The 19,745-nt window shown below is 63.1% G+C and carries 16 protein-coding genes; 5 read left to right on the top strand and 11 right to left on the bottom strand.

Annotated elements, in window-relative coordinates; translation table 11 throughout:
* Positions 1-523: 523 nt before the first annotated feature.
* Positions 524-2,644 carry a TonB-dependent receptor gene (locus tag B9N88_RS27385; protein ID WP_027607140.1) on the top strand — a complete coding sequence of 707 codons (2,121 nt, stop codon included), beginning with the start codon at positions 524-526 and terminating at the stop codon, positions 2,642-2,644.
* A gap of 5 nt (positions 2,645-2,649) precedes the next feature.
* Here B9N88_RS27385 and B9N88_RS27380 read toward each other — a convergent pair whose 3' ends face one another.
* Genes B9N88_RS27380 through B9N88_RS27360 form a run of 5 tightly spaced genes read right to left on the bottom strand, consistent with a single transcriptional unit; the run spans position 2,650 to position 9,043 of the window.
* Entirely contained in the window at positions 2,650-3,420 is a 771-nt protein-coding gene (locus tag B9N88_RS27380) for an energy transducer TonB (protein ID WP_027607141.1), read from the bottom strand.
* Positions 3,417-3,863, bottom strand: a complete 447-nt coding sequence (gene tolR, locus B9N88_RS27375; RefSeq protein ID WP_027607142.1) for a protein TolR — start codon at positions 3,861-3,863, stop codon at positions 3,417-3,419. Before tolR ends, B9N88_RS27380 begins: the two co-directional genes overlap by 4 nt.
* A gap of 14 nt (positions 3,864-3,877) precedes the next feature.
* Complete coding sequence (tolQ, locus tag B9N88_RS27370) at positions 3,878-4,570, bottom strand: protein TolQ (RefSeq protein ID WP_027607143.1); 693 nt, start codon at positions 4,568-4,570, stop codon at positions 3,878-3,880.
* A gap of 47 nt (positions 4,571-4,617) precedes the next feature.
* The gene (locus B9N88_RS27365; protein ID WP_027607144.1) at positions 4,618-6,483 is read right to left on the bottom strand and encodes a phytase; all 1,866 of its coding nucleotides are present in this window, start codon (positions 6,481-6,483) and stop codon (positions 4,618-4,620) included.
* Positions 6,484-6,529: 46 nt separating this feature from the next.
* A complete protein-coding gene (locus B9N88_RS27360; RefSeq protein WP_027607145.1) occupies positions 6,530-9,043 on the bottom strand; it encodes a TonB-dependent receptor in 2,514 nt (837 codons plus the stop codon).
* A 469-nt stretch (positions 9,044-9,512) separates the two neighbouring features.
* Here B9N88_RS27360 and B9N88_RS27355 point away from each other — a divergent pair, with 469 nt between their 5' ends.
* On the top strand, positions 9,513-10,427 hold the full coding sequence (locus tag B9N88_RS27355) for a GGDEF domain-containing protein (RefSeq protein WP_027607146.1): 915 nt from the start codon (positions 9,513-9,515) through the stop codon (positions 10,425-10,427).
* Position 10,428: 1 nt separating this feature from the next.
* Positions 10,429-11,466, top strand: coding sequence for an AraC family transcriptional regulator (locus B9N88_RS27350; protein WP_027607147.1), 1,038 nt, complete (start codon positions 10,429-10,431; stop codon positions 11,464-11,466).
* Here B9N88_RS27350 and B9N88_RS27345 read toward each other — a convergent pair.
* The 5 genes from B9N88_RS27345 to B9N88_RS27325 form a co-directional block, all read right to left on the bottom strand.
* A complete protein-coding gene (locus B9N88_RS27345; RefSeq protein WP_027607148.1) occupies positions 11,453-12,334 on the bottom strand; it encodes a LysR family transcriptional regulator in 882 nt (293 codons plus the stop codon). The two genes, B9N88_RS27350 and B9N88_RS27345, sit on opposite strands and share 14 nt — an antisense overlap.
* A gap of 139 nt (positions 12,335-12,473) precedes the next feature.
* Positions 12,474-13,091, bottom strand: coding sequence for an isochorismate family cysteine hydrolase YcaC (gene ycaC, locus B9N88_RS27340; protein ID WP_027607149.1), 618 nt, complete (start codon positions 13,089-13,091; stop codon positions 12,474-12,476).
* A gap of 27 nt (positions 13,092-13,118) precedes the next feature.
* Complete coding sequence (locus tag B9N88_RS27335; protein ID WP_027607150.1) at positions 13,119-14,957, bottom strand: amidohydrolase; 1,839 nt, start codon at positions 14,955-14,957, stop codon at positions 13,119-13,121.
* Positions 14,954-15,544 carry an antibiotic biosynthesis monooxygenase gene (locus tag B9N88_RS27330; protein WP_027607151.1) on the bottom strand — a complete coding sequence of 197 codons (591 nt, stop codon included), beginning with the start codon at positions 15,542-15,544 and terminating at the stop codon, positions 14,954-14,956. The genes B9N88_RS27335 and B9N88_RS27330 overlap by 4 nt, the downstream gene beginning before the upstream one ends.
* 106 nt (positions 15,545-15,650) lie before the next feature.
* Positions 15,651-16,238 (bottom strand): NUDIX domain-containing protein, encoded by a 588-nt coding sequence (locus B9N88_RS27325; protein ID WP_027607152.1) that lies wholly within the window; start codon positions 16,236-16,238, stop codon positions 15,651-15,653.
* A gap of 164 nt (positions 16,239-16,402) precedes the next feature.
* Here B9N88_RS27325 and B9N88_RS27320 point away from each other — a divergent pair, with 164 nt between their 5' ends.
* Positions 16,403-17,329 carry an alpha/beta hydrolase gene (locus B9N88_RS27320; RefSeq protein ID WP_027607153.1) on the top strand — a complete coding sequence of 309 codons (927 nt, stop codon included), beginning with the start codon at positions 16,403-16,405 and terminating at the stop codon, positions 17,327-17,329.
* Positions 17,330-17,524: 195 nt separating this feature from the next.
* Here the strand turns inward: B9N88_RS27320 and B9N88_RS27315 are convergent, their stop codons facing one another.
* A complete protein-coding gene (locus B9N88_RS27315) occupies positions 17,525-18,682 on the bottom strand; it encodes an alpha-hydroxy acid oxidase (protein WP_027607154.1) in 1,158 nt (385 codons plus the stop codon).
* A gap of 121 nt (positions 18,683-18,803) precedes the next feature.
* On the opposite strand from B9N88_RS27315, the gene B9N88_RS27310 reads away from it, so the two are divergent.
* A complete protein-coding gene (locus B9N88_RS27310; RefSeq protein ID WP_027607155.1) occupies positions 18,804-19,589 on the top strand; it encodes a DeoR/GlpR family DNA-binding transcription regulator in 786 nt (261 codons plus the stop codon).
* Positions 19,590-19,745: the final 156 nt, after the last annotated feature.

The following is a 19,745-nucleotide window of genomic DNA, read 5'->3' as shown; positions in this document are numbered from 1 at the left end:
TTTGATCTCAAATCGCCCCGTCAAACACGCTGGCCGAACGCAGGCTTTGGAGCGTGGGTAACCCGGCAGGACGCCGGGTTAGCCGCGCTGGGCCAAGGATGGCCCATCGCGGCGGCCCACGCTCCAAAGCCTTCGTTCGGGCACACCGAGCCTAGGCGAGGTGCCGAGTGTTGGGGCGAGGACCTTTTGCTTACTTTTGGGTCCCTCCAAAAGTGAGCCGCTGTAAGAGCGGAACCATAGGCAGCCGTTACCGCAGCAACGGATATGTACTCGGTCAAAGCCAACGACATGGTCGGCCCGAAGGCCGCCACGGGGGCAAGCCCCACATCTGGTTATGCGGCCAGGCGAGAAATATCATCAGATATACGCATCATAAATAAAAATTAACTGCATATCTTTAATAATGAGCATATAACAAAACAGACTTTTACGAACGCCTTTCCTATCCATATTGTTATGTCCAGCACCGACCCCTGACCAGGTGGAGGCCTTGCCTGAACCACCACTTTCTCAGGGACCTACCATGAGCCACATCGCCGCGCCCAATCGCCTCACCCTTGCTGTCTCCCTCGCCCTGTTCGGCGCGTACGCCCATGCCGATGACGCCGCGCTGCCGGTGGTCAATGTCACCGCCGAGCACCGCAGTGAAGACTTGCAGAAAACCCCGCTGGCGATTTCCGCCTTCGACGAGAAGAGCCTCGACGACAAGCAGATCCGCAGCGTGCGCGATCTGTCGGGCCAGGTGCCGAACCTGACCCTCAGCCGCCAGTCGATCTCCTACAGCGCCCAGACCTATGGCATTCGCGGCATCGGTGAAACCGACCCGATCCAGGAAGCCGCCGTGGGGGTGTACGCCGACGACTTGTACATCCCCCGGGCGATTTCCTCGATGCTCGACTTCAATGACGTCGAGCGCGTCGAAGTGCTGCGCGGCCCCCAGGGCACCCTGTACGGGCGCAACAGCAGCGCCGGGGCGATCCGCGTGATCACCCGCGACCCCAACCAGGAAACCCGTGGTTTCGTCGAGCTCGGTGCCGGCAACTACAATGCGCAGAACGGCCGTTTCCTGATCAGCGGCCCGCTGGTGGACAACGCGTTGTTCGGCAGCTTTTCGGCGATCCGCCTGAGCCGCGACGGCACGGTGTCCAACCCGACCCGGGGCAAGGATGTGAACAACGTCGATATCCAGTCTTATCGCGGCAAGCTGCGCTACAAGCCGGAGGATTCACCTTGGGATGTGCAGTTGACCCTGGCCGGCACCTTTGACCGTGGCGACACCACCAGCTACTCGCCGTTCGACGCCAACGGCCGTTTCGACAAGTTCAAGAGCTACAGCAGCCTCGACCCGAAAAACCGCCTTGACCAGGGCAGCTCGGTGTTGCGCGCGATCTATGCGATCAACGATCACTTGAATGTCAAATCGGTCACTGCCTGGTCGTCCTTCAACCAGCCGGTGGACTACGACAACTCGGGGCAGGCCGCGCTGATCCAGAACAACCTGATCCTCTACAAGCAGAACTACGCCACTCAGGAATTCCAGCTCAACGGCGACTATGACGATTTCAGCTTCAGCACCGGCCTGTACCTGTACCGCGAACGCTTCGATGCCGACCGCGACAACCTCACCTACTCCATCGCACGCAACCGGGTGATCGGCCAGGGCCAGTACAGCACCACCAACACCGAAAGCTACGCGCTGTATGGCCAGGGCACCTACAAGATCACCCCGCAGCTGTCGCTGATCGCCGGCCTGCGCTTTACCCGCGAACACAAGAACTTCGAGTTCACCAATTACGCGATCAATACCGACCGGCAGATTACCGGCACCAACTTCGCGGCCGAGTCGAGCAAATCCTGGCAGTCCACCAGCCCGAAAATCGGCTTCGAATATGCCTGGACGCCGCACCTCAACCAGTACGCCTACGTCGCCAAGGGCTTCAAGGCCGGCGGATACGACAACCGTGCGCCGACCCGCGCCGCCGCCGAGCAGGCGTTTTCGCCGGAAGACGTGACCACCTGGGAAACCGGCTTCAAGGGCGACTTCTTCGACCAGCGCCTGCGGGCCAACGTCGCGCTGTTCTACAACGACTACAAAGACCTGCAGACCAACGCCTACGACCCGGCGCTGGGGGTGAGCCTGCGCACCAACGTCGGCCAGGCCCACACCTACGGCGTCGAGCTGGAAACCCTCACCGCCCTGAGCCGCGACCTGCAACTGAGCGCCAACCTCGGCTACCTGGAGAGCCAGTACGACGACTTCCAGAACGCCAGCGGTGCCGGGGTCGATGCCAATGGCAAGCAACTGGTGTTCTCGCCGCGCTGGAACGCCAGTGTCGGCCTGAACTACACCATTCCCGCAGGCCTGCCGGGCACCTGGCTGGCGGGCACGGATGCGCAGTTCCAGACCAAGTCCTACGCCAACGCGCTGAACGACGACATCCAGGAAGTGCCGCAGCAAACCTTCTGGAACGCCAACACTCGCTACATCAGCGGCGACGGCCACTGGACCACCACCCTGGCGGTGAAAAACCTGCTGGACCGCGCTTACCCGCAATCGGTGGGCTATGTGCCGTCCAGCGGCGCCCGTTATTACTCGGTCAACGATCCGCGCACGCTGTTGCTGTCGGTGCGCTATGACCTCTGAGTGCGTTACTTGATGCGGTAGTGGAAGGTATTGCGCACCGCCGGTACGGCCACGGCCTTGCCATCAACGATCCTCGGCTGGTAGCGGAAAGTGTTCGCCGCCGCCAGTGAAGGCCGGATAAACAACGGGTGGCAGCCGTCCAGCACCTTGGGGTTTTCCACGCGGCCTTGGGTGTTGACGCTGTACTCCAAGGTGCAGTCGCCCTCGATGTTCTTGTCCAGGGCGCGCTCGGGATAGTCCGGTGCCTCCTTGCTCAGGGGTTGGTATTGGCGGCTGTCGAAGGCCGGCGCCGGGGCTGGCCCGGGGGTGGCTGCCCGGGCTTTTTCAGCGGCCAGGCGTTGCTGATCGAGGCGTTGTTGTTCCAGCTCGCGGTTGCGTTGTTCGCTGGCCAGGCGTTCCTGCTGCTCGATTTTCTTGTCTTCGACGCGTTTACGCGCCAGGGCGGCTTTCTCGAGTTTCTGCGCCTGGACCTGCGGGTCGACCACGGGCTTTGCCGGCACCGGCACCGGTATCACCACCGGTTCCGGCGGTGCGGGGGCAGCCACCACCGGTTCAGGCTCGGGTGCTGGCGCCGGTGGCAGCATGACCAACTGCGTGTGCATCACCCGAGGGGCATCCACCACGGGCTTCTCCGTCGACCAGCCCAGCATCAACGCGGCCAGCACGCCGACGTGCAGGGCCACCGCCAGGCTGGCGGCGAGGCTGTTTCTCCAAAACCCGGAAGCATCCCGGGGCGCCATCGTCAGGGTGGGACTGTGCATGATCATCGCCGTCATTGCGGGGCCTCGGTCACCAGCCCCAGGTTACTGACTCCACCCTTCTGTAACACCGCCATGGCCGCGACCACACGGCCGTAACCGGCGTTGTCGTCGGCGCGGATATAGACCTGGGTGTCGCTGCGCGCCGCCACCACCTGCATGACCTTGGCGCCCATTTCATCCAGGCTCACGGCGCTGTCGGTCTGGTGCTGGGTATCGAGTTCGCCGCCGAGGTTCCAGTAGTAGCCGCCGTCGGCCTTTACCGACAGCGTGAGGATCTGCTGGCGGGTGTCGGTGGCCAACGCCTCGGCGGCGACTTTGGGCAGGTCGATCTTCACGCCCTGGGTCAGCATCGGTGCGGTGACCATGAAGATCACCAGCAGCACCAGCATCACGTCGATATACGGCACCACGTTCATCTCGGCCTTGGGCCCGTGCTTGCGTTGCGGCCTGACTAACATGGGAGTTGCTCCTTTCAGGCGGCGACGGCCAGGTTGATCGACGTACCGCGCAGGGTGCGGTGCAGGCGTACCTGCAGCTCATTGCCAAACGCGTAGTAACGGGTGAGCAGGGTCTGGCCGCGCGCCGCGAAGCGGTTATAGGCGATCACCGCCGGGATCGCCGCAAACAGGCCGATGGCCGTGGCGATCAAGGCTTCGGCAATGCCCGGCGCTACGGTGGACAACGTCGCCTGTTGCACCTGGGACAAGCCGATAAAGGAATTCATGATGCCCCACACCGTGCCGAACAGGCCGATGTACGGGCTGACCGAACCCACGGTCGCGAGAAATTGAAGGCCCTTTTCCAGTTCGATTTCCTGCTCGGTGATCGCCACCTGCAAGGCCCGCTCCACGCCTTCGAGCACCGCCGGGTCATGGCTGTGCAGGTGCTGGTATTCCTGGACCCCGGCGATAAAGATCGGCGCAATGCCGCCCTCGCCCGCCTGCTGGACCTCACGGCACAGTGCCTGCAGATCCGGCGCGGCGCGAAAGCGCTGCACAAACGTATTCAACTGCCGCTCCAGGCGGCGCAGCACACTGCCGCGCTGGATAATCAGGTACCAGCTGAGCAAGGACGCCAACAGCAAGGTGAGCATGACAGCCTTGACCAACAGGCTGGCGTCGCTGATCAAACCCCAGATCGTCATATGTTCCATCGTCGCGTGCATAGTGAATCTCCCATTCGATTAAAAAGTGATGACCGGTTGATGACGGTTCACGGCAATTTCAATGCGCGGGTGACCTCGGCCCAGGGCACGAACTTGAAGTTCTGGGTCTGCTCGGGCATGCGCTTGCGCCCGTCCTGCACCACCAGCATGCCTTGGCTCCATGGCCCGCCGAGGTTGATGGCGGTGACTTCCAGGCCATCGGTTTCCGACGCACCGTCGATACCGGCGGCGGCGTTCAAGCCGACGCGGAAGCCGCCGTGCACGGCAAACGGCGGTTCGGCATCCACCACCAGGTAGCTGTCATTGCCTTGGCTGGAGATCACCAGGTAGTCATGTTTATCGCTTTGGTACAGCGCCAGGCCCTCGACATCCGCATGCAATTGCGCGCCGACCTTGATCACGCTGGTCAACGTCGCCGGTTGATCGGCGCGCGCATCCACCGCCCACACGCCGACGTCTTCCTCACCGATAAACAGGCGCTGGCGCTGGTCGTCGGCGACACAGCCTTCGGGTTGGCTGTCGACCTTGAACTGGCGCACCAGCTCGCCGTGCACACGGCCGTCCGGCGCACTGAGGCGGTATTGCAGGAAGGTGCCGTCCTTGCCGTTGGCAATCGCGTAGATCTCGCCGCTGGCGGGCTGGAACAGGCAGATGCCATAGATTTCCTTGAGCGGCGTGGGCACTTCACCGGCCTCACGCAGCTCGCCGCTCTGGCGGTCGATGCTGAACAGGCTCAGGCTGTTGTGATCGCGATTGCTCGCCACCGCCAGGTCCACCGTTTGCGCGCCAAGCTTGAAGTTGGGGCGTACATCGACGTTATTCAGGCGGCCCACCGCCAGTTCCTGCAACAGTTTGCCGTCGAGGTCGTAGGCGAGCAGGCCCTGTTTCTTGTTGGTGCCAAGCACACGGCTGTTGGCCGGGGTTTGCGGGTGAATCCAGATCGCCGGGTCATCCGCCGCGTCGCCCTGGCGGCCGACCGGGTCGCTCTGGCGCAAGGCCGCGACTTCCGGCAGCACCGCAGCCGCCGCGACGGGCGTGGCCTGCCAGTCGAGCCTGGCCTGGTAGAGCGTGCCGCTGTCATCATCGCGCACCAGCAACTGGCGGCCATTGAGCGCCAATTGCTCCGGCTCTTTCAGACCCGGCAGGCCCAGGCTCGATTGCTCCACCCAGCGCTCGCCGGTGTGCTGGAACAGGTGTAACCGGGCGGTCTTCGGGTCCAGCGCAACCAGGCCACCGGGTACCAGCGCCATGGCCCCGGCTTCGCGCCTGGGAGTGTCGAACAGCGCCACCGGCGTGCGTTTCACCTCGGCTTCCGGGTGCGCCGGGTAGGCCCACCAGCCTACATTCTCTTCATTCACCAGCAACTGCTGGGTGGCATCGTCCACCTGGCAGAACTGCGCCGACGGCGGCAGCGGCAGACCCCGTACACGCTGGGGGGCGGTGAGCAGCGTCGCACCGTTGCCCACCAGCCATTGCTCGCCCTTGCCCTCTTCGCCCACCAGGAACACAAACAGGTTGGCCGCGGCGTCGCGGTACAGGCACAGGCCATTTACCGGGTAGTCGCGGGTCGGCAGGTACAGCGGTTTGCCCCAGTTTTTGCTGGCGCTGTCCAGGCTGATCAGCAACGCCTGCTGGCGCTCGTTGTCGAGGCTGGCGACCAGCACCTGGGCCCCTGCGGCGCGGGTGTCGAGACCGCTGAAGTTACCCTTGAAACGCGCCAGCTCGGCGCCCTGGCTGTCGAGCAGTTGCAGGCCGTCGCGGGTGCTGGCGGCCAGGCGCTCGGTGGTGTTGGGCAGGAAGCCCACGGCTTCGGCCTTCAGGCTGGGTGCCCACGGGGTCAGCGCCAGGTCGGCGGCGAACGCATGGCCGCTGGTGACCAGGGCAATCAGCAGGTACAGCTTGGAAATTCTCATGGACAAGCAAATCCTTCAAAAACAATGGAGATCAAATGTGTTGAATTCAAAAATGGGTGAAGGTCAGGCCCACTTTGTAGGTGGGGCCGTACTCTTCGTATTGGCCGTTGTAGCTGCGGTGGCCGGTGTAGACGAAGTACGACTCATCGGTGAGGTTCTGGGCTTCGAAGCTGACTTGCAGGTTCTTGGTCAGCGAGTAACGCGCGCTGAAGTCGACGAAGGTCTGCGCGTCGACGTGCAGGTCGTGGGCCTTGTCGTTGATCGAGGCCAGTTCATACAGGTAGGCCGACTTGTAGTTGGCCGACAGGCGCAGGCTGAGCTTGTCGTCCTCCCAGCCGAGCATCAGGTTGCCGACGGTGTCCGACTGGTTGGGCAGGCTGATGTTGCGCTTGCGATTCGTGCCGCTGGCGGCGTCGAAGCCTTCGATATCGGCGCTGGAGCGGCTGAAGGTGCTGTTGGCGCCGATCAGCAAACCGTTCCACGGTGCGGGCAGCCAGTCGAACTTCTGTGAGTAGGCCAGTTCCAGGCCGTAGAGCTTGGCGCTGTCGCCGTTGGCGTAGGTGTGGGCCTCGGAAAAATTGGTCCAGGCGCCGGTACCGGCAAGGTCGGTGTTGTAGACGAAATTCTTGATGTCCTTGTAGAACACGAATGCCGACACGGTCCCGGCGCGGCCCATGAAGTGCTCGATACCCAGGTCAAGGTTGCTCGATTCCAGGGGCTTGAGGTCCGGGTTGCCGAAGGTGGCTTCGTCATCGTCGATCACGAAACCCGGCGCCAGCTGGCCGAACGTCGGGCGCACCACCGACTTGGTCCAGGCCGCGCGCACCTGGGTGTTCTTGTCGATCTTGTAGCGCGCATGCAGGCCCGGCAGCCAATGGTGGTAGCGGCGCTTGGTCTCGGTGGGCGTGAACACGCCATCGGTGGCACCGGTGCCCTTGGCTTCGAACTCGGTGCCTTCGTAGCGCAGCCCGGCGATAAAGCGCCAGTCGTCAACGTCGAGGGTGTTCATCAGGTAGCCGGCGTTGATGTCCTCGCGGATGGTGAAGTCGTTGACCCGCGATTCGGTCTCGTCATAGAAATCCGCCGGGTTGAGGCTGCCGATCAGTTGCTTGATGGCGCTGGGGCTGATGCCGGGGCCGTAGTTGCCCAGGCGATAGTCGACGCTGCCCTTCTGGAACCGGGTGAGGTTGAGTTGGTCGGCGCTGAAGCCGAGGGTGTCGAAGTCTTCGTAGACCCAGGCCTCCAGGTCGTTGTCCTTGTTGCGGCGACTGACCTTGCCACCGAACTTGACCTGGGACGCATAGCCACCCAGGTCATAGTCGCGGGCCAGGTCCAGGCGCAGGTTTTTCTCGGTGTCCTGGGTGTTCTGTTTCTCCCAGTCGACCTTGTCGAGGCTGAAGTTGCTGGCGTCGTAGAAGCCGCTGCCGATGATCGGGCGGGGTTTGTCCTTGTCGTAGAAACCGCTGTTGGCAAAGTCGCCGCCGTCGAAGGTGGCGCCGGCGATATGCGCCGGGCTGTCTTCGCTGGATTGGCTGTAGCCGGCCTGGCCGCTTAAGGTCCACAGGCCGAGCATGCGTTCGCCGCCGAATACATAGGATTGGATTTCCTGGGTTTCCTCACGGTTTTTCAGCTTGCGCTTGCCCTCGGCATCGCCCAGTTGGCCCGGGGCCTGGGGGTCGGCAAACTCGATGCTGGTGGAGTTGCGGGTTTCGGTGTCGGTGTAGCGGCTGTAGAGGGTGCGCAGGTAGTAGCTGCTGAGGTCGTCGGGCTTGTAGTCGAAGTTCAGGCCACCGCCGGCACGCTCGCGGCTGATGTCGTAGTCGCGCTGTTCGAACTCGTTGAGCCGGGCGCCGTCGGTGAAGTCCCAGGCGCCGCCGGTTTCGACGTTGTCCGAACCGAAGTCGCGTTTCTGCCAACTCAGCGCTGCGGCGACGCCGAAGTTGTCAATGCCGTCGCCGAGGCTGAAACGGTTACTGGCGGCGCCGGAGAATTTCGGGCTGGTCTGGCGGGTGTTCTTGTCGTAGCTGGCTTCGCTGCTGCCGGTGTAGAACAAACCTTTATGGTCGAAGGCCGAGAGGCTTTGCACATCGACGGTGCCACCGAGGGAGTTGGCGTCCATGTCCGGGGTGAGGGTCTTGATCACCGACAGCGACTGCACCAGTTCCGAGGGCAGCACATCGAGGGCCACGGCGCGGCGCGCGCTTTCCGGGGCGGGCACCAGGGTGCCGTTGATGGTGACGCTGTTGAGGTCCGGGCCCAGGCCGCGCACGCTGACAAAACGCCCTTCGCCCTGGTCGCGCTCCACACTGATGCCCGGCAGGCGCTGCGCCGCTTCGGCGACGTTCTGATCCGGCAACTGGGCCACGCCGTCGGCATGCACCACGCTCTTGATGCTGTCGGCGCTGCGTTGCTCCTTGAGCGCCTGGTCGATGGCGGCCGCCTGGCCGACCACCTCGACGTGCTCGGTGGCGCTCGCTTCGGCGGCGCTCAACCGTTCACTGGCCATCGCCAGGGCCAAGGCGGTAAGCGTAAAGCTGACGAGCCCGGTGCGCTTGTACATGCAATCCTCCCCAAGAATCCGTTGGCGCCAGGCAAGGGGCCCGGCAACTGGGAGGGCACGCTAGGGGTGGGGGATGACGGTTCTGTGACAGTAGGTCTGTGGCAGGCCCATAAACCGGGGGGTTTAGCCGATTTCCGGTTTGAAATGAGCTGAAATGACCTCAGTAGATCGAATGTGGGAGGGGGCTTGCTGTGGTGAAGGGGCTTGTCCCCCGACGGGTTCACTGAGGATACGGGGGGCCAGCTTCGCAGACCAGCGCGGGGCAAGCCCGCTCACCACAGCAAGCCTGCTCACCACAGCTAGCCTGCTCACCACATCAAGCCTGCTCACCACAGCAAGCTCCTCCCACATTTTTTGATCGCCCGTGTGTTTGAGCTGAGCTGATTCGACCCTCCTCCACCGTCATCCAACGGTCACATCCATCTGCTGTGCTGGCGCCCACCACTCATTTGCCCAAGGACCTGCGGCCATGTTTTCCGTGCTCAAGCCCCACCGCTGGAAACTCTCGTTGCTGCTGATCGCGGCCAACCTCGGGCTGATCCTGCACCTGGCCTGCGGCGAGTTGAAAAGCGTCAGCGAATGGGTGTGGCTGGATATCTTCGGCGAAGGCGGTTCCGCCCTGCTCGCCCTGGTATGGCTGGGCCTGGTGCTCAAGAGCCGCCCCGCCGGGCGCGTCACCAATTACCTGGCGCTGGGCCTGTCGTGCATCTTTTTCTCCTGGTGGATCGACAGCCTCGACGAATTTATCCGCCTGCCCGACAGCATCACCTGGGACCATTGGCTCGAGTCCGGGCCGATGCCGGTGGGCATGATCCTGCTGACCATCGGCATCTACCACTGGCACCGCGAACAACTGGCGATCAGCGCACAGATGGAAAAGCGCGAGCGCTTGTTCCGTGAACATCGACTGTTCGACAAACTCACGCCGCTGGCCGGCGCCGACTACCTCAAGCGCCAGCTGGCCGACAGCCTGCAGGACAGCCGCGAGCAGCAACAACCGCTGTCGCTGCTGGCCCTGGACCTGGACAACTTCGCCGCCATCAACCAGGCCTACGGGCATGCCGAAGGCGACGCGGTGTTGCAGGCCCTCAGCCATTTGCTGCTGCTCAACCTGCGCCGCCAGGACCTGGTGTGCCGCCTGGCCGGCGACCGTTTTGTGGTGCTGCTGCCCAACACCGGCGAACGCCAGGCCAAGGAGCTGGCGCTGGAGTTGCAGCAAGCGGTGCGCGGCCTGGCCCACAAGACCCGGCAACAGGGCGAACGCCTGCAACTGGCGGCGACCACCGCCGTGGTCATGGCCCTTGAAGAACCGCCCCAGGATTTGCTCAAGCGCCTGAACCTGGCCTTGGTCAGGGCCAAGCAACCCCTTGCGAAAAGTGCCTGAGATGGCCGTCAAAACCAGCTGGTATGAAGCCGACAGCCGCTTCATTCCAGGGCATTACCAACCCGCCACGCTGATCGACCTGGCCTTGTCCCGGGACATCGACAGCCATCGCCTGCTGCGCGGCACCGGGCTGTTTCACGAGGACATCCTGGCCGGCACCGCGCACTTGAGCCCGCAGCAGTTTTTCGGCTTGATCGGCAACAGCCGCAAGTTACTGGACGCCGACGACAGCAGTTTCCTGTTTGGCCAGCGCCTGCTACCGGGCTATTACGGTGCCGCCAGCCACGCCCTTGGCCATGCGCAGAACCTGCACCAGGCCCTGGAGATCCTGATCCAGCAACAGGTGCTGCTCAGCCCGTTGGCCAGCCTGCAACTGGAGCTGGATGAGCACCACGCCTACCTGTACTGGCTGGACAGTTGCGGCGCCGGCGAGCACTGGCGTTTCCTGCTGGAAGCCAGCATGACCTCGCTGGTTGCCATGAGCCAATGGCTCAGCGGCGAGCGCCTGCCGTGGGCGTGCAGTTTCAGCCATGCCGAACCGCGCTACATCGAACAGTACTGGGTGCACCTGGGCGAGGACACGCGCTTCGAGCGCCCGCTGGACATGATGACGATCCCGCGCGAATACCTCACCCGCACCTGGCCGGGCGCCTCGGCCACGGCCGGCCAGGTGGCGCGCCGCCAAGCCCGCGAGCAGATCGAGCAGCTGGGCTTTGCCGGCAGCTTTCTCGACTGCCTCTACGAGTACCTGCGCGACCAGGTGCGCCAGCCGCCCAGCCTGGAACAGGCGGCCCAGGCCTTCGCCATGAGCCCGGCGACCCTCAAGCGCAAGCTGCACAAGCACGACACAGGTTTTCAACAGCAGGTGGACCGGGTGCGCAAGCAGGTGGCGTTGCACCTGTACCAGGTCAAGGGCTACAGCAATGATGAAGTGGCGGCGTACCTGAATTTCAACGATGCGGCGAACTTCCGGCGCTCATTCAAGCGCTGGACCGGCAGCACGCCGAACCTGATCCGCCAGCTGTTCAACAGCCGCTAGCCAGGCGTTCGCGCAGAAACTCCACCAGCGCCTGCACCGGCCGTGAGCTTTGCCGGTGCTGGGGATACACCGCCGACAGGGTCAGGGCTTCGGGGGCAAAATCATCGAGGAGCGTGACCAGCCGGCCGTCCTTCAACGCGTCGCCGACGATGAAGGTCGGCAGGTAGGTGACGCCCAGGCCGGCGACGGCGGTATCGCGCAGCAACTCGCCGTTATTCACGCGCATACGGCCGGTGACATTCAGTGCTTGCAGCTTGCCTTTGAAGCGCCATTGCACCTGGCGGCCATGGCCGTAGGGCAGGCAGTCGTGTTCGGCGAGGTCTTCGGGTTTAAGCGGCGTACCGCGCAGTGCCAGGTACTCGGGGCTGGCGCAATACACGCGCTCGATGCTGGCGATACGCCGAGCGATGAGGGTGGAATCTTCCAGGGTGCCGATGCGCAGCACCAGGTCGTAGCCCTCACCGATGAGGTCCACCGGGCGGTCGCTGAGGTCAACTTCCACCGACACCTGGGGATGGCGCTGCAGGAACAACGGCAACAGGCAACCCAGGTGCGCCATGGCGAACGACAACGGCGCACTCAGGCGAATGGTGCCGCGCGGTTCACTGTTCTGGCCGGCGATGCCCTGCTCCACTTGCTCGACCTCACCGAGCAGGCGCAAGGCGGACTCGTAGTAACTCTGGCCCAGGGGCGTGACATCCAGGCGGCGCGTGGAGCGGTTGAGCAGGCGCACGCCAAGGCGATCTTCCAGCTGGATCAGGCGGCGGCTGACGAATTGCTTGGACAGGCCCAATTGTTCGGCGGCGGCGGTGAAGCTGCCGGATTCCATGACCTGGCAGAACAGGCGCATGTCTTCGAAGGGGTTCATTGTCGCTTCTCGGTAGACGATGGGCTGTTTTATAACTGGATGGTCGCCACACCACAAATCAAATGTGGGAGGGGGCTTGCTGTGGTTCACCACAGCAAGCCCCCTCCCACAGGGAATTACCGACAGCCTTGAAAACAGCTTACTTGGCCGTAAACGCCGAGTAGCTGTTCATCAGGTTGCGGTAGTTGGGGATGCGCGGCGACAGCAGGTTGGCCAGGCCTTCCATGTCGTTGCGCCAGTCCACCTGCAGCTCGCAGGCCACGGCGAACCAGTTGACCAGTTGCGCACCGGCGGCGGTCATACGCGCCCAGGCGGCTTGTTGCACGGTTTCGTTGAAGGTGCCGGAGGCGTCGGTGACCACGAACACCTCGAAGCCTTCGTCGAGGGCGCACAGGGTCGGGAACGCCACACACACGTCCGTCACCACGCCGGCAATGATGATCTGCTTGCGACCGGTGGCCTTGACCGCCTTGACGAAATCTTCGTTGTCCCAGGCGTTGATCTGGCCAGGACGGGCGATGTACGGCGCGTCCGGGAACAGTGCCTTGAGTTCCGGCACCAGTGGGCCGTTGGGACCGCCTTCAAAACTGGTGGTCAGGATGGTCGGCAGGTTGAAGAACTTCGCCACATCGGCCAGGGCCAGTACGTTGTTCTTGAATTCGTTGGGGGAGAAATCCTGCACCAGGGAGATCAGGCCGGTCTGGTGATCCACCAACAGCACCACGGCGTCATCTTTGTTCAAGCGCTTGTAAGTCATGGGTTAACTCCTTTGTGGGTTTAGGTATCAGAACGCAAAGCACGAGCAGCCAAACGCCCCCCAGAAACCCTGGAAGTCGCTGACCGGCACGCTGGAAAGGCGCGCCTTTTCGTGGCTGTGGGAATGCACGCCGCACGGGCCGCTGCATTGGTGTACTTGAGCCTGCACAGGCGAACTCGGGCGCCAGTGCCCCGGCACCTTGACCACCGGCGACCAGTCCGGCAGCACCGGTACGCGTGGCGGTGCAAAGTCTTCGAAGTCGCCGGCGCCGTAGACCACCTTGCCGCCAACCACGGTGAGCACCGATTCGATCCACTTGATGGCTTCTTCATCGACGCTGAAAAAGTCCGCCGACAGCGCCGCCACGTCCGCCAGTTGGCCGACCTTGATCTGGCCTTTCTTGCCCTGCTCGGACGAGAACCAGGCGCTGCCATGGGTGAACAGCTCCAGCGCGGTCAGGCGCGGCAGGCCTTCGGCGTGCAGCTCCAGGCCACCGACGGTGCGGCCGCTGACCATCCAGTACAGCGAAGTCCACGGGTTGTAGCTCGAGACTCGCGTGGCATCGGTGCCCGCCCCCACCGGCACGCCTTCGGCCAGCATGCGCTTGATCGGTGGCGTGGCTTCGGCGGCCTTAGCACCGTAGCGCTCGACAAAGTATTCGCCCTGGAACGCCATGCGGTCCTGGATCGCGATACCGCCACCGAGGGCGCGGACCCGCTCGATATTCTTCGGCGTGATGGTTTCGGCATGGTCGAAGAACCACGGCAAGCCATTGAACGGGATGTCGCGGTTGACCTTCTCGAACACGTCAAGCATGCGCGAGATGGACTCGTCATAGGTGGCATGCAGGCGGAACGGCCAGCGCTGCTCCACCAGGTGACGCACCACCGGTTCCAGCTCCTGCTCCATGGTCAGCGGCAGGTCGGGACGGGGTTCGAGGAAGTCTTCGAAGTCCGCCGCCGAGAACACCAGCATTTCACCGGCGCCGTTGTGGCGCAGGTAGTCATCGCCCTGGTGCAGGGTGACGCTGCCGGTCCAGTTCTTGAAGTCGCTGAGTTCTTCCTTGGGCTTCTGGGTGAACAGGTTGTAGGCGATGCGTACCGTCAGTTGCTCATCCTTGGCCAGTTGCTCGATCACCGCGTAGTCATCGGGGTAGTTCTGGAAACCACCGCCGGCATCGATGGCGCTGGTCAGGCCGAGACGATTGAGTTCACGCATGAACTGGCGGGTGGAGTTGACCTGGTATTCCAGCGGCAGTTTCGGGCCTTTGGCCAGGGTCGAGTAGAGGATCATCGCGTTGGGTCGCGCCACCAGCATGCCGGTGGGGTTGCCGTGGCTGTCGCGCACGATCTCGCCGCCCGGCGGGTTCGGCGTGTCCTTGGTGTAGCCGGCCACGCGCAAGGCGGCGCGGTTGAGCAAGGCACGGTCATACAGGTGCAGCACGAACACCGGGGTGTCCGGTGCGGCCTGGTTGAGTTCTTCCAGGGTCGGCATGCGTTTTTCGGCGAACTGGAATTCGTTCCAGCCACCGACCACCCGCACCCATTGCGGCGTCGGGGTACGGTCGGCCTGCTCCTTGAGCATGCGCAGGGCATCGGCCAGGGACGGCACGCCTTCCCAGCGCAGCTCGAGGTTGTAGTTCAGCCCGCCACGGATCAGGTGCAGGTGCGAGTCATTGAGACCGGGGATCACGGTGCGGCCCTTGAGGTCGATGACCTGGGTGCCGCTGCCACGCAGGGCCATGGCCTCGCCATCGGTGCCGACGGCAACGAAGCGCCCCTCGCGGATGGCAACGGCGGTTGCCCGCGGGTTTTCCCGGTCCACGGTGTGGAACTGGCCATTGAACAGAATCAGATCGGCGTTCATAGGGTTTCCTTTACAGAGGCTTCAAGCCAGGGAGCGAACAGGCGGGTGGCGGCCGGCATCAGCAGGTAGACCACCAGCAGGACGATGGTCACGGTGACCAGGAAGGTCGCGACCACGTAGTTGGAGAGGAACGGGTGCAGGCCGAGGATCGGGGCCCACACGATCGGCACCAGCAGGGTCAGCGGCAGGATCACGCACAGGGTCACCACCGCCTGCTTCCAGCGCGGCGGCTTGGCGGCGCTGTCGGCCAGGGGCGTGAACCAGAACTCGTTGAGCGCACCGATTTCGGTCTTGTCGCCGTCGGCCAGCATCGGCGTGGCTTCGGCGATCAGGGTGTTGCGCTCGGGGGAATTGAGCCAGGTTTCCAGGTCGTCGGTGGAGCGGTAGCGCAATACGCAGGTGAACAGCGTCAGGCCGTTCTGTTTGCTGCGCACCACATCCACACCGAGGTGGCCGGGACGCTCGCCGGCGATGCGCACGGTGCGGCGGAGCCAGGCTTCGTAGTCGGCTTCGCGGCCGGCCTTGATCAGGTGTTTGACGACCAGGGTGACGACTTCGTCGGGCCCTGTCTGTGGTGCTGGGTCCATGGGATGCCCCTCTGCCTTGAAATATCAGCGATGAGGGGAGTTTGCCGAGGACAGCGTCAGGAAAATTGCATGTACGTGCTGTTTAAGGGGGAGCGCTGGAAAGGGCTCACCAGCCTTCTTTCAACATGCGCAACTCCAGGTGCTGCAACAGCATGATGGTCTTGCCGTCGGCGATCTCGCCGCTCTGCACCATGGCCAGTGCCTGCTCGAAACCCAGCTCCAGCACCTCGATGTCCTCGCCCTCCTCTTCCAGGCCGCCGCCATGGCCGACCCGGTCCCCCGGCTGGTACTCGCCGAGAAAAAAGTGAATCCGCTCAGTGACCGACCCCGGGCTCATGAACGCCGCATAGATCTTCTCTACATGGCCGACGCGGTAGCCGGTCTCTTCCTCGGCCTCCAGGCGAATGCGCTCTTCGGGGCTGGCGTTGTCCAGCAGCCCCGCCGCCGCTTCAATCAGATAGCCGTGGTAGTCATTGACGAAGGTGGGCATGCGGAACTGGCGAATCAGCAACACCGTGCGTTGCTCGCGGTTGTACAGCAGGATGGTCGCGCCATTGCCGCGGTCATACACCTCGCGGGTCTGGGCTTGCCAACTGCCGTCGCGGCGACGCAGGTCGAAGCTGTATTTTTTCAGCAGGTACCAGTTGTCCGAGAGGGTCTCTTCGGCGGTGATGCGAACGGGGCTGTTGTCCATGGTCAGGCCTTTGCTCAAAAGAGCACGAGCATGTCGCGCCGACATCAATGGCGTCAAATGCTGTAACACTTTGCAAGCAATCCCCCTGCGCGGCCGTCGAATTTATACCTGCCTGTGCAGGCCATCTGGTAAAACCCCAGCTTCACCTTTGCCCAGGAATCTCCATGCCCTCTCGTTTTCTATCGCGCCTGAGCCTGCGCTGGTTTCCCCTGCTGTGCATGGCACTGTTGATCGTCGGCCTGCCCGTGGGCTGCGCGGTGCTGCAACACAAGGAGCGCGAGCTGGTGTTTCGCATCGAACCCGGCACCGCCAGTTGGTACAGCGGCTTGCCCAAGGCGGTGCAGGAATTCGAGCTCAAGCCCGCCAGTTTCAAATCGGGGCAGAACATTCATGGCTGGTGGTACCCGGCAGCCAACAAGGACGCACCGGCGATCCTCTACCTGCATGGCGTACGCTGGAACCTCACCGGGCAGCTGTTTCGCATCGAGCAGTTGCACGCCCTGGGTTACTCGGTGCTGGCCATCGACTATCGCGGTTTTGGCCAGAGCCACGGCGAGCTGCCCTCGGAAACCACGGTCTACGAAGACGCGCGCATCGCCTGGGAACGCTTCCAGGTGCTGCAGCCGGACCCCGGCAAGCGCCTGATCTACGGGCACTCCCTCGGCGGCGCGGTAGCCATCGACCTGGCCGCCGAACTGGGCAAGCAAACGCCACTGCCGGTACGTGGGCTGGTGATCGAGTCCACCTTCACCTCCCTGGCCGATGTGGCCACGGCGGTGGCCAACACCTCGCTGCCGGTGCGTTGGTTGCTGTCGCAGAAGTTCGACTCCATCGACAAGATCGCCGATATCCATATGCCATTGCTGGTGGTGCATGGCCTGGATGATCGCTATGTGCCGCCCCGTTTCAGCGAGCAACTATTTGAAGCGGCCCGGCAACCCAAGCGCCTCTTGTTGGTGCCGGGTGCCAGCCACAACAACAGCATGAGCCTGGCCGGTCGCAGCTATCGCCAGGCACTCGACAACCTGATGCAAGCGAAGATGCCCGCCCAGGTTGTCACCCACACAACCGGCCGTGACAACGAGTCATAAATCCGTTTTTCGGCACTGGGTTCGCGCTGGGCTGTCAAGCGCAAACCCTGCCCATACTGGCCCTCGCCGGCAGTTGATCAAATATTAACCTTTGGTTAAATCGCCAACCCTGCCGGGCGTTCGCAAAGTTATCCACAGAGATACCCACGGTTTTCGTGGACAACTCTTTTTATTTTTTTACGATTTTTTTGCTGATTAAACGGTTTCTGGAAATGTACCCGGCAGCAGAATCTTGCGATTCACATCGCGTATATCGTTATAGCCACACAGCGCCATCGACACGTCCAATTCACGGGCGATGATCTCGAGTGCCTTGGTCACCCCTGCTTCGCCCATCGCGCCCAGACCATACAAATGCGGGCGACCGATCATGGTGCCCTTGGCGCCGAGTGCCATCGCCTTGAGCACGTCCTGGCCGGAGCGAATGCCGCCATCGAGCCACACCTCAATGCGTTCGCCCACCGCGTCGACAATCGCCGGCAACTGGCTGATGCTCGACGGCGCACCATCCAACTGGCGGCCACCATGGTTGCTCACCACCAGTGCATCGGCACCGGAATTGGCGGCCAGGCGCGCGTCTTCCACATCGAGGATGCCCTTGATGATCAGCTTGCCGCCCCAGCACTGCTTGATCCATTCCACATCGTCCCAGCTCAGGCGCGGGTCGAATTGCTGGGCGGTCCACGACGACAGCGACCGCATGTCCGCGACGCCCTTCACATGCCCGACGATATTGCCGAAGCCACGCCGCCGGGTACCGAGCATGCCCATCACCCAGCGCGGCCTGGTGGCCATGTTGAGGAGGTTCGGCAAGGTCAACCTGGGCGGTGCCGACAAGCCGTTGATCAAATCCTTGTGACGCTGCCCGAGGATCTGCAGGTCCAGGGTCAGCACCAGTGCGTCCACGCCGGCCGCCTTGGCACGTTCGATCAATTGCTCGACAAAGCCACGGTCGCGCATCACATACAGCTGGAACCAGAACGGCTTGCCGACCTGTTCGGCGATGTCCTCCAACGAGCAGATACTCATGGTCGACAAGGTATAGCGCAGGCCAAACGCGGCGGCGGCCCGGGCGGTAAGAATCTCGCCATCGGCATGCTGCATGCCCGCCAGACCGGTGGGGGCCAAGGCAACGGGCATGGCCATGTCCTGGCCGAGCATGGTGGCGCGGATCGAACGTTCATCGATATTGCGCGCCACGCGCTGGCGGAATTTGATCCGGGCAAAATCGCTTTCATTGGCGCGGTAGGTGCTTTCAGTCCAGGACCCGGAATCGGCGTAATCGTAGAACATCCGTGGCACCCGCTTTTGCGCCAGCTTGCGTAAATCTTCGATGGTTGTAATCAACGACATCTAGGTCACCTCTCCCTGAACTGAGCGCAGAGAGTAACCGCCCCACGGGTGGGCAACCAGCCATTGCGTTTATATCGACTGCAGATTAATCTCGCACAAACCCGCAAAAAAGCGCACAAACATGCACAACACCCATCACGCCATCGACCTGCCTTCCCTGCGCAAACAAAAGATCCTGTTACTGCTGGAACGCGACGGCAAAGTCACTGCCTCGGAGTTGGTGGAGCACTTCGCCGTGTCCCAGGACACCATCCGCCGCGACCTCGGCGAACTCGCCGCCGCCGGCCTGTTGCAGCGCGTGCACGGTGGCGCCCTGCCCCGGCCCAAGGACACCGGCAAGGACTTCTTCACCCGCGTCGGTGAGACCAATGAAGCCAAGCGTCAACTCGCGCAACTCGCCGCCGACCAGGTGCAAGACGGCCAGATCGTGCTGTTCGATTCCGGCTCCACCACCTTGCAGATCGCCCAGTCGTTACCGCACTCGATCCGCCTCACGGTGGTCACGCCATCACCGATGATCGCCATCGCCCTGGCCGACCACCGCGATGTAAAAGTGATACTTGCCGGCGGCCAACTCAACCCGGCCACCTTGTCCACCAGCGGTCACGAGGCGGTGCGCCTGATCCAGGGCATCAAGGCCGACCTGCTGTTTACCGGGGTGTGCGCACTGCATCCGCAAGTGGGCATCAGCTCGCTGCATTTTGATGAAGTCGCGGTCAAACAGGCCCTGCTCGACAGCGCCTCCCATGTGGTGGCGGTGACCACGGCCGACAAACTGGGTGCGGTGGAACCGTTTGTGGTGGCGCCGTGCAACCGTATCCACACGTTGATCACCGAGTGGCATGTGCCGAGTGTGGAGGCGTATGAGCAGTTAGGGTTGGAGGTGTTGCGGGTCGAGGTCGAGTAGGTACAGGGCATCAAATGGCGGCGTGGCTGGCAGGCTCTGTTGTGGCCAGCAGGCTTATTGTGGTGGGCAAGCTTTTTTATGGTGAGCGGGCTTGCTGTGGTGAGCAGGCTTTTTGTGGTGAGCGGGCTTGCTGTGGTGAGCGGGCTTGCCCCGCGC

Origin of the sequence: Pseudomonas sp. LAMO17WK12:I1, from assembly GCF_900177315.1 — a bacterium.
Classification (GTDB): domain Bacteria; phylum Pseudomonadota; class Gammaproteobacteria; order Pseudomonadales; family Pseudomonadaceae; genus Aquipseudomonas; species Aquipseudomonas marginalis.
Note: the sequence above shows the minus strand (reverse complement) of the source record. Positions and strands in the feature narration are given on the sequence as shown.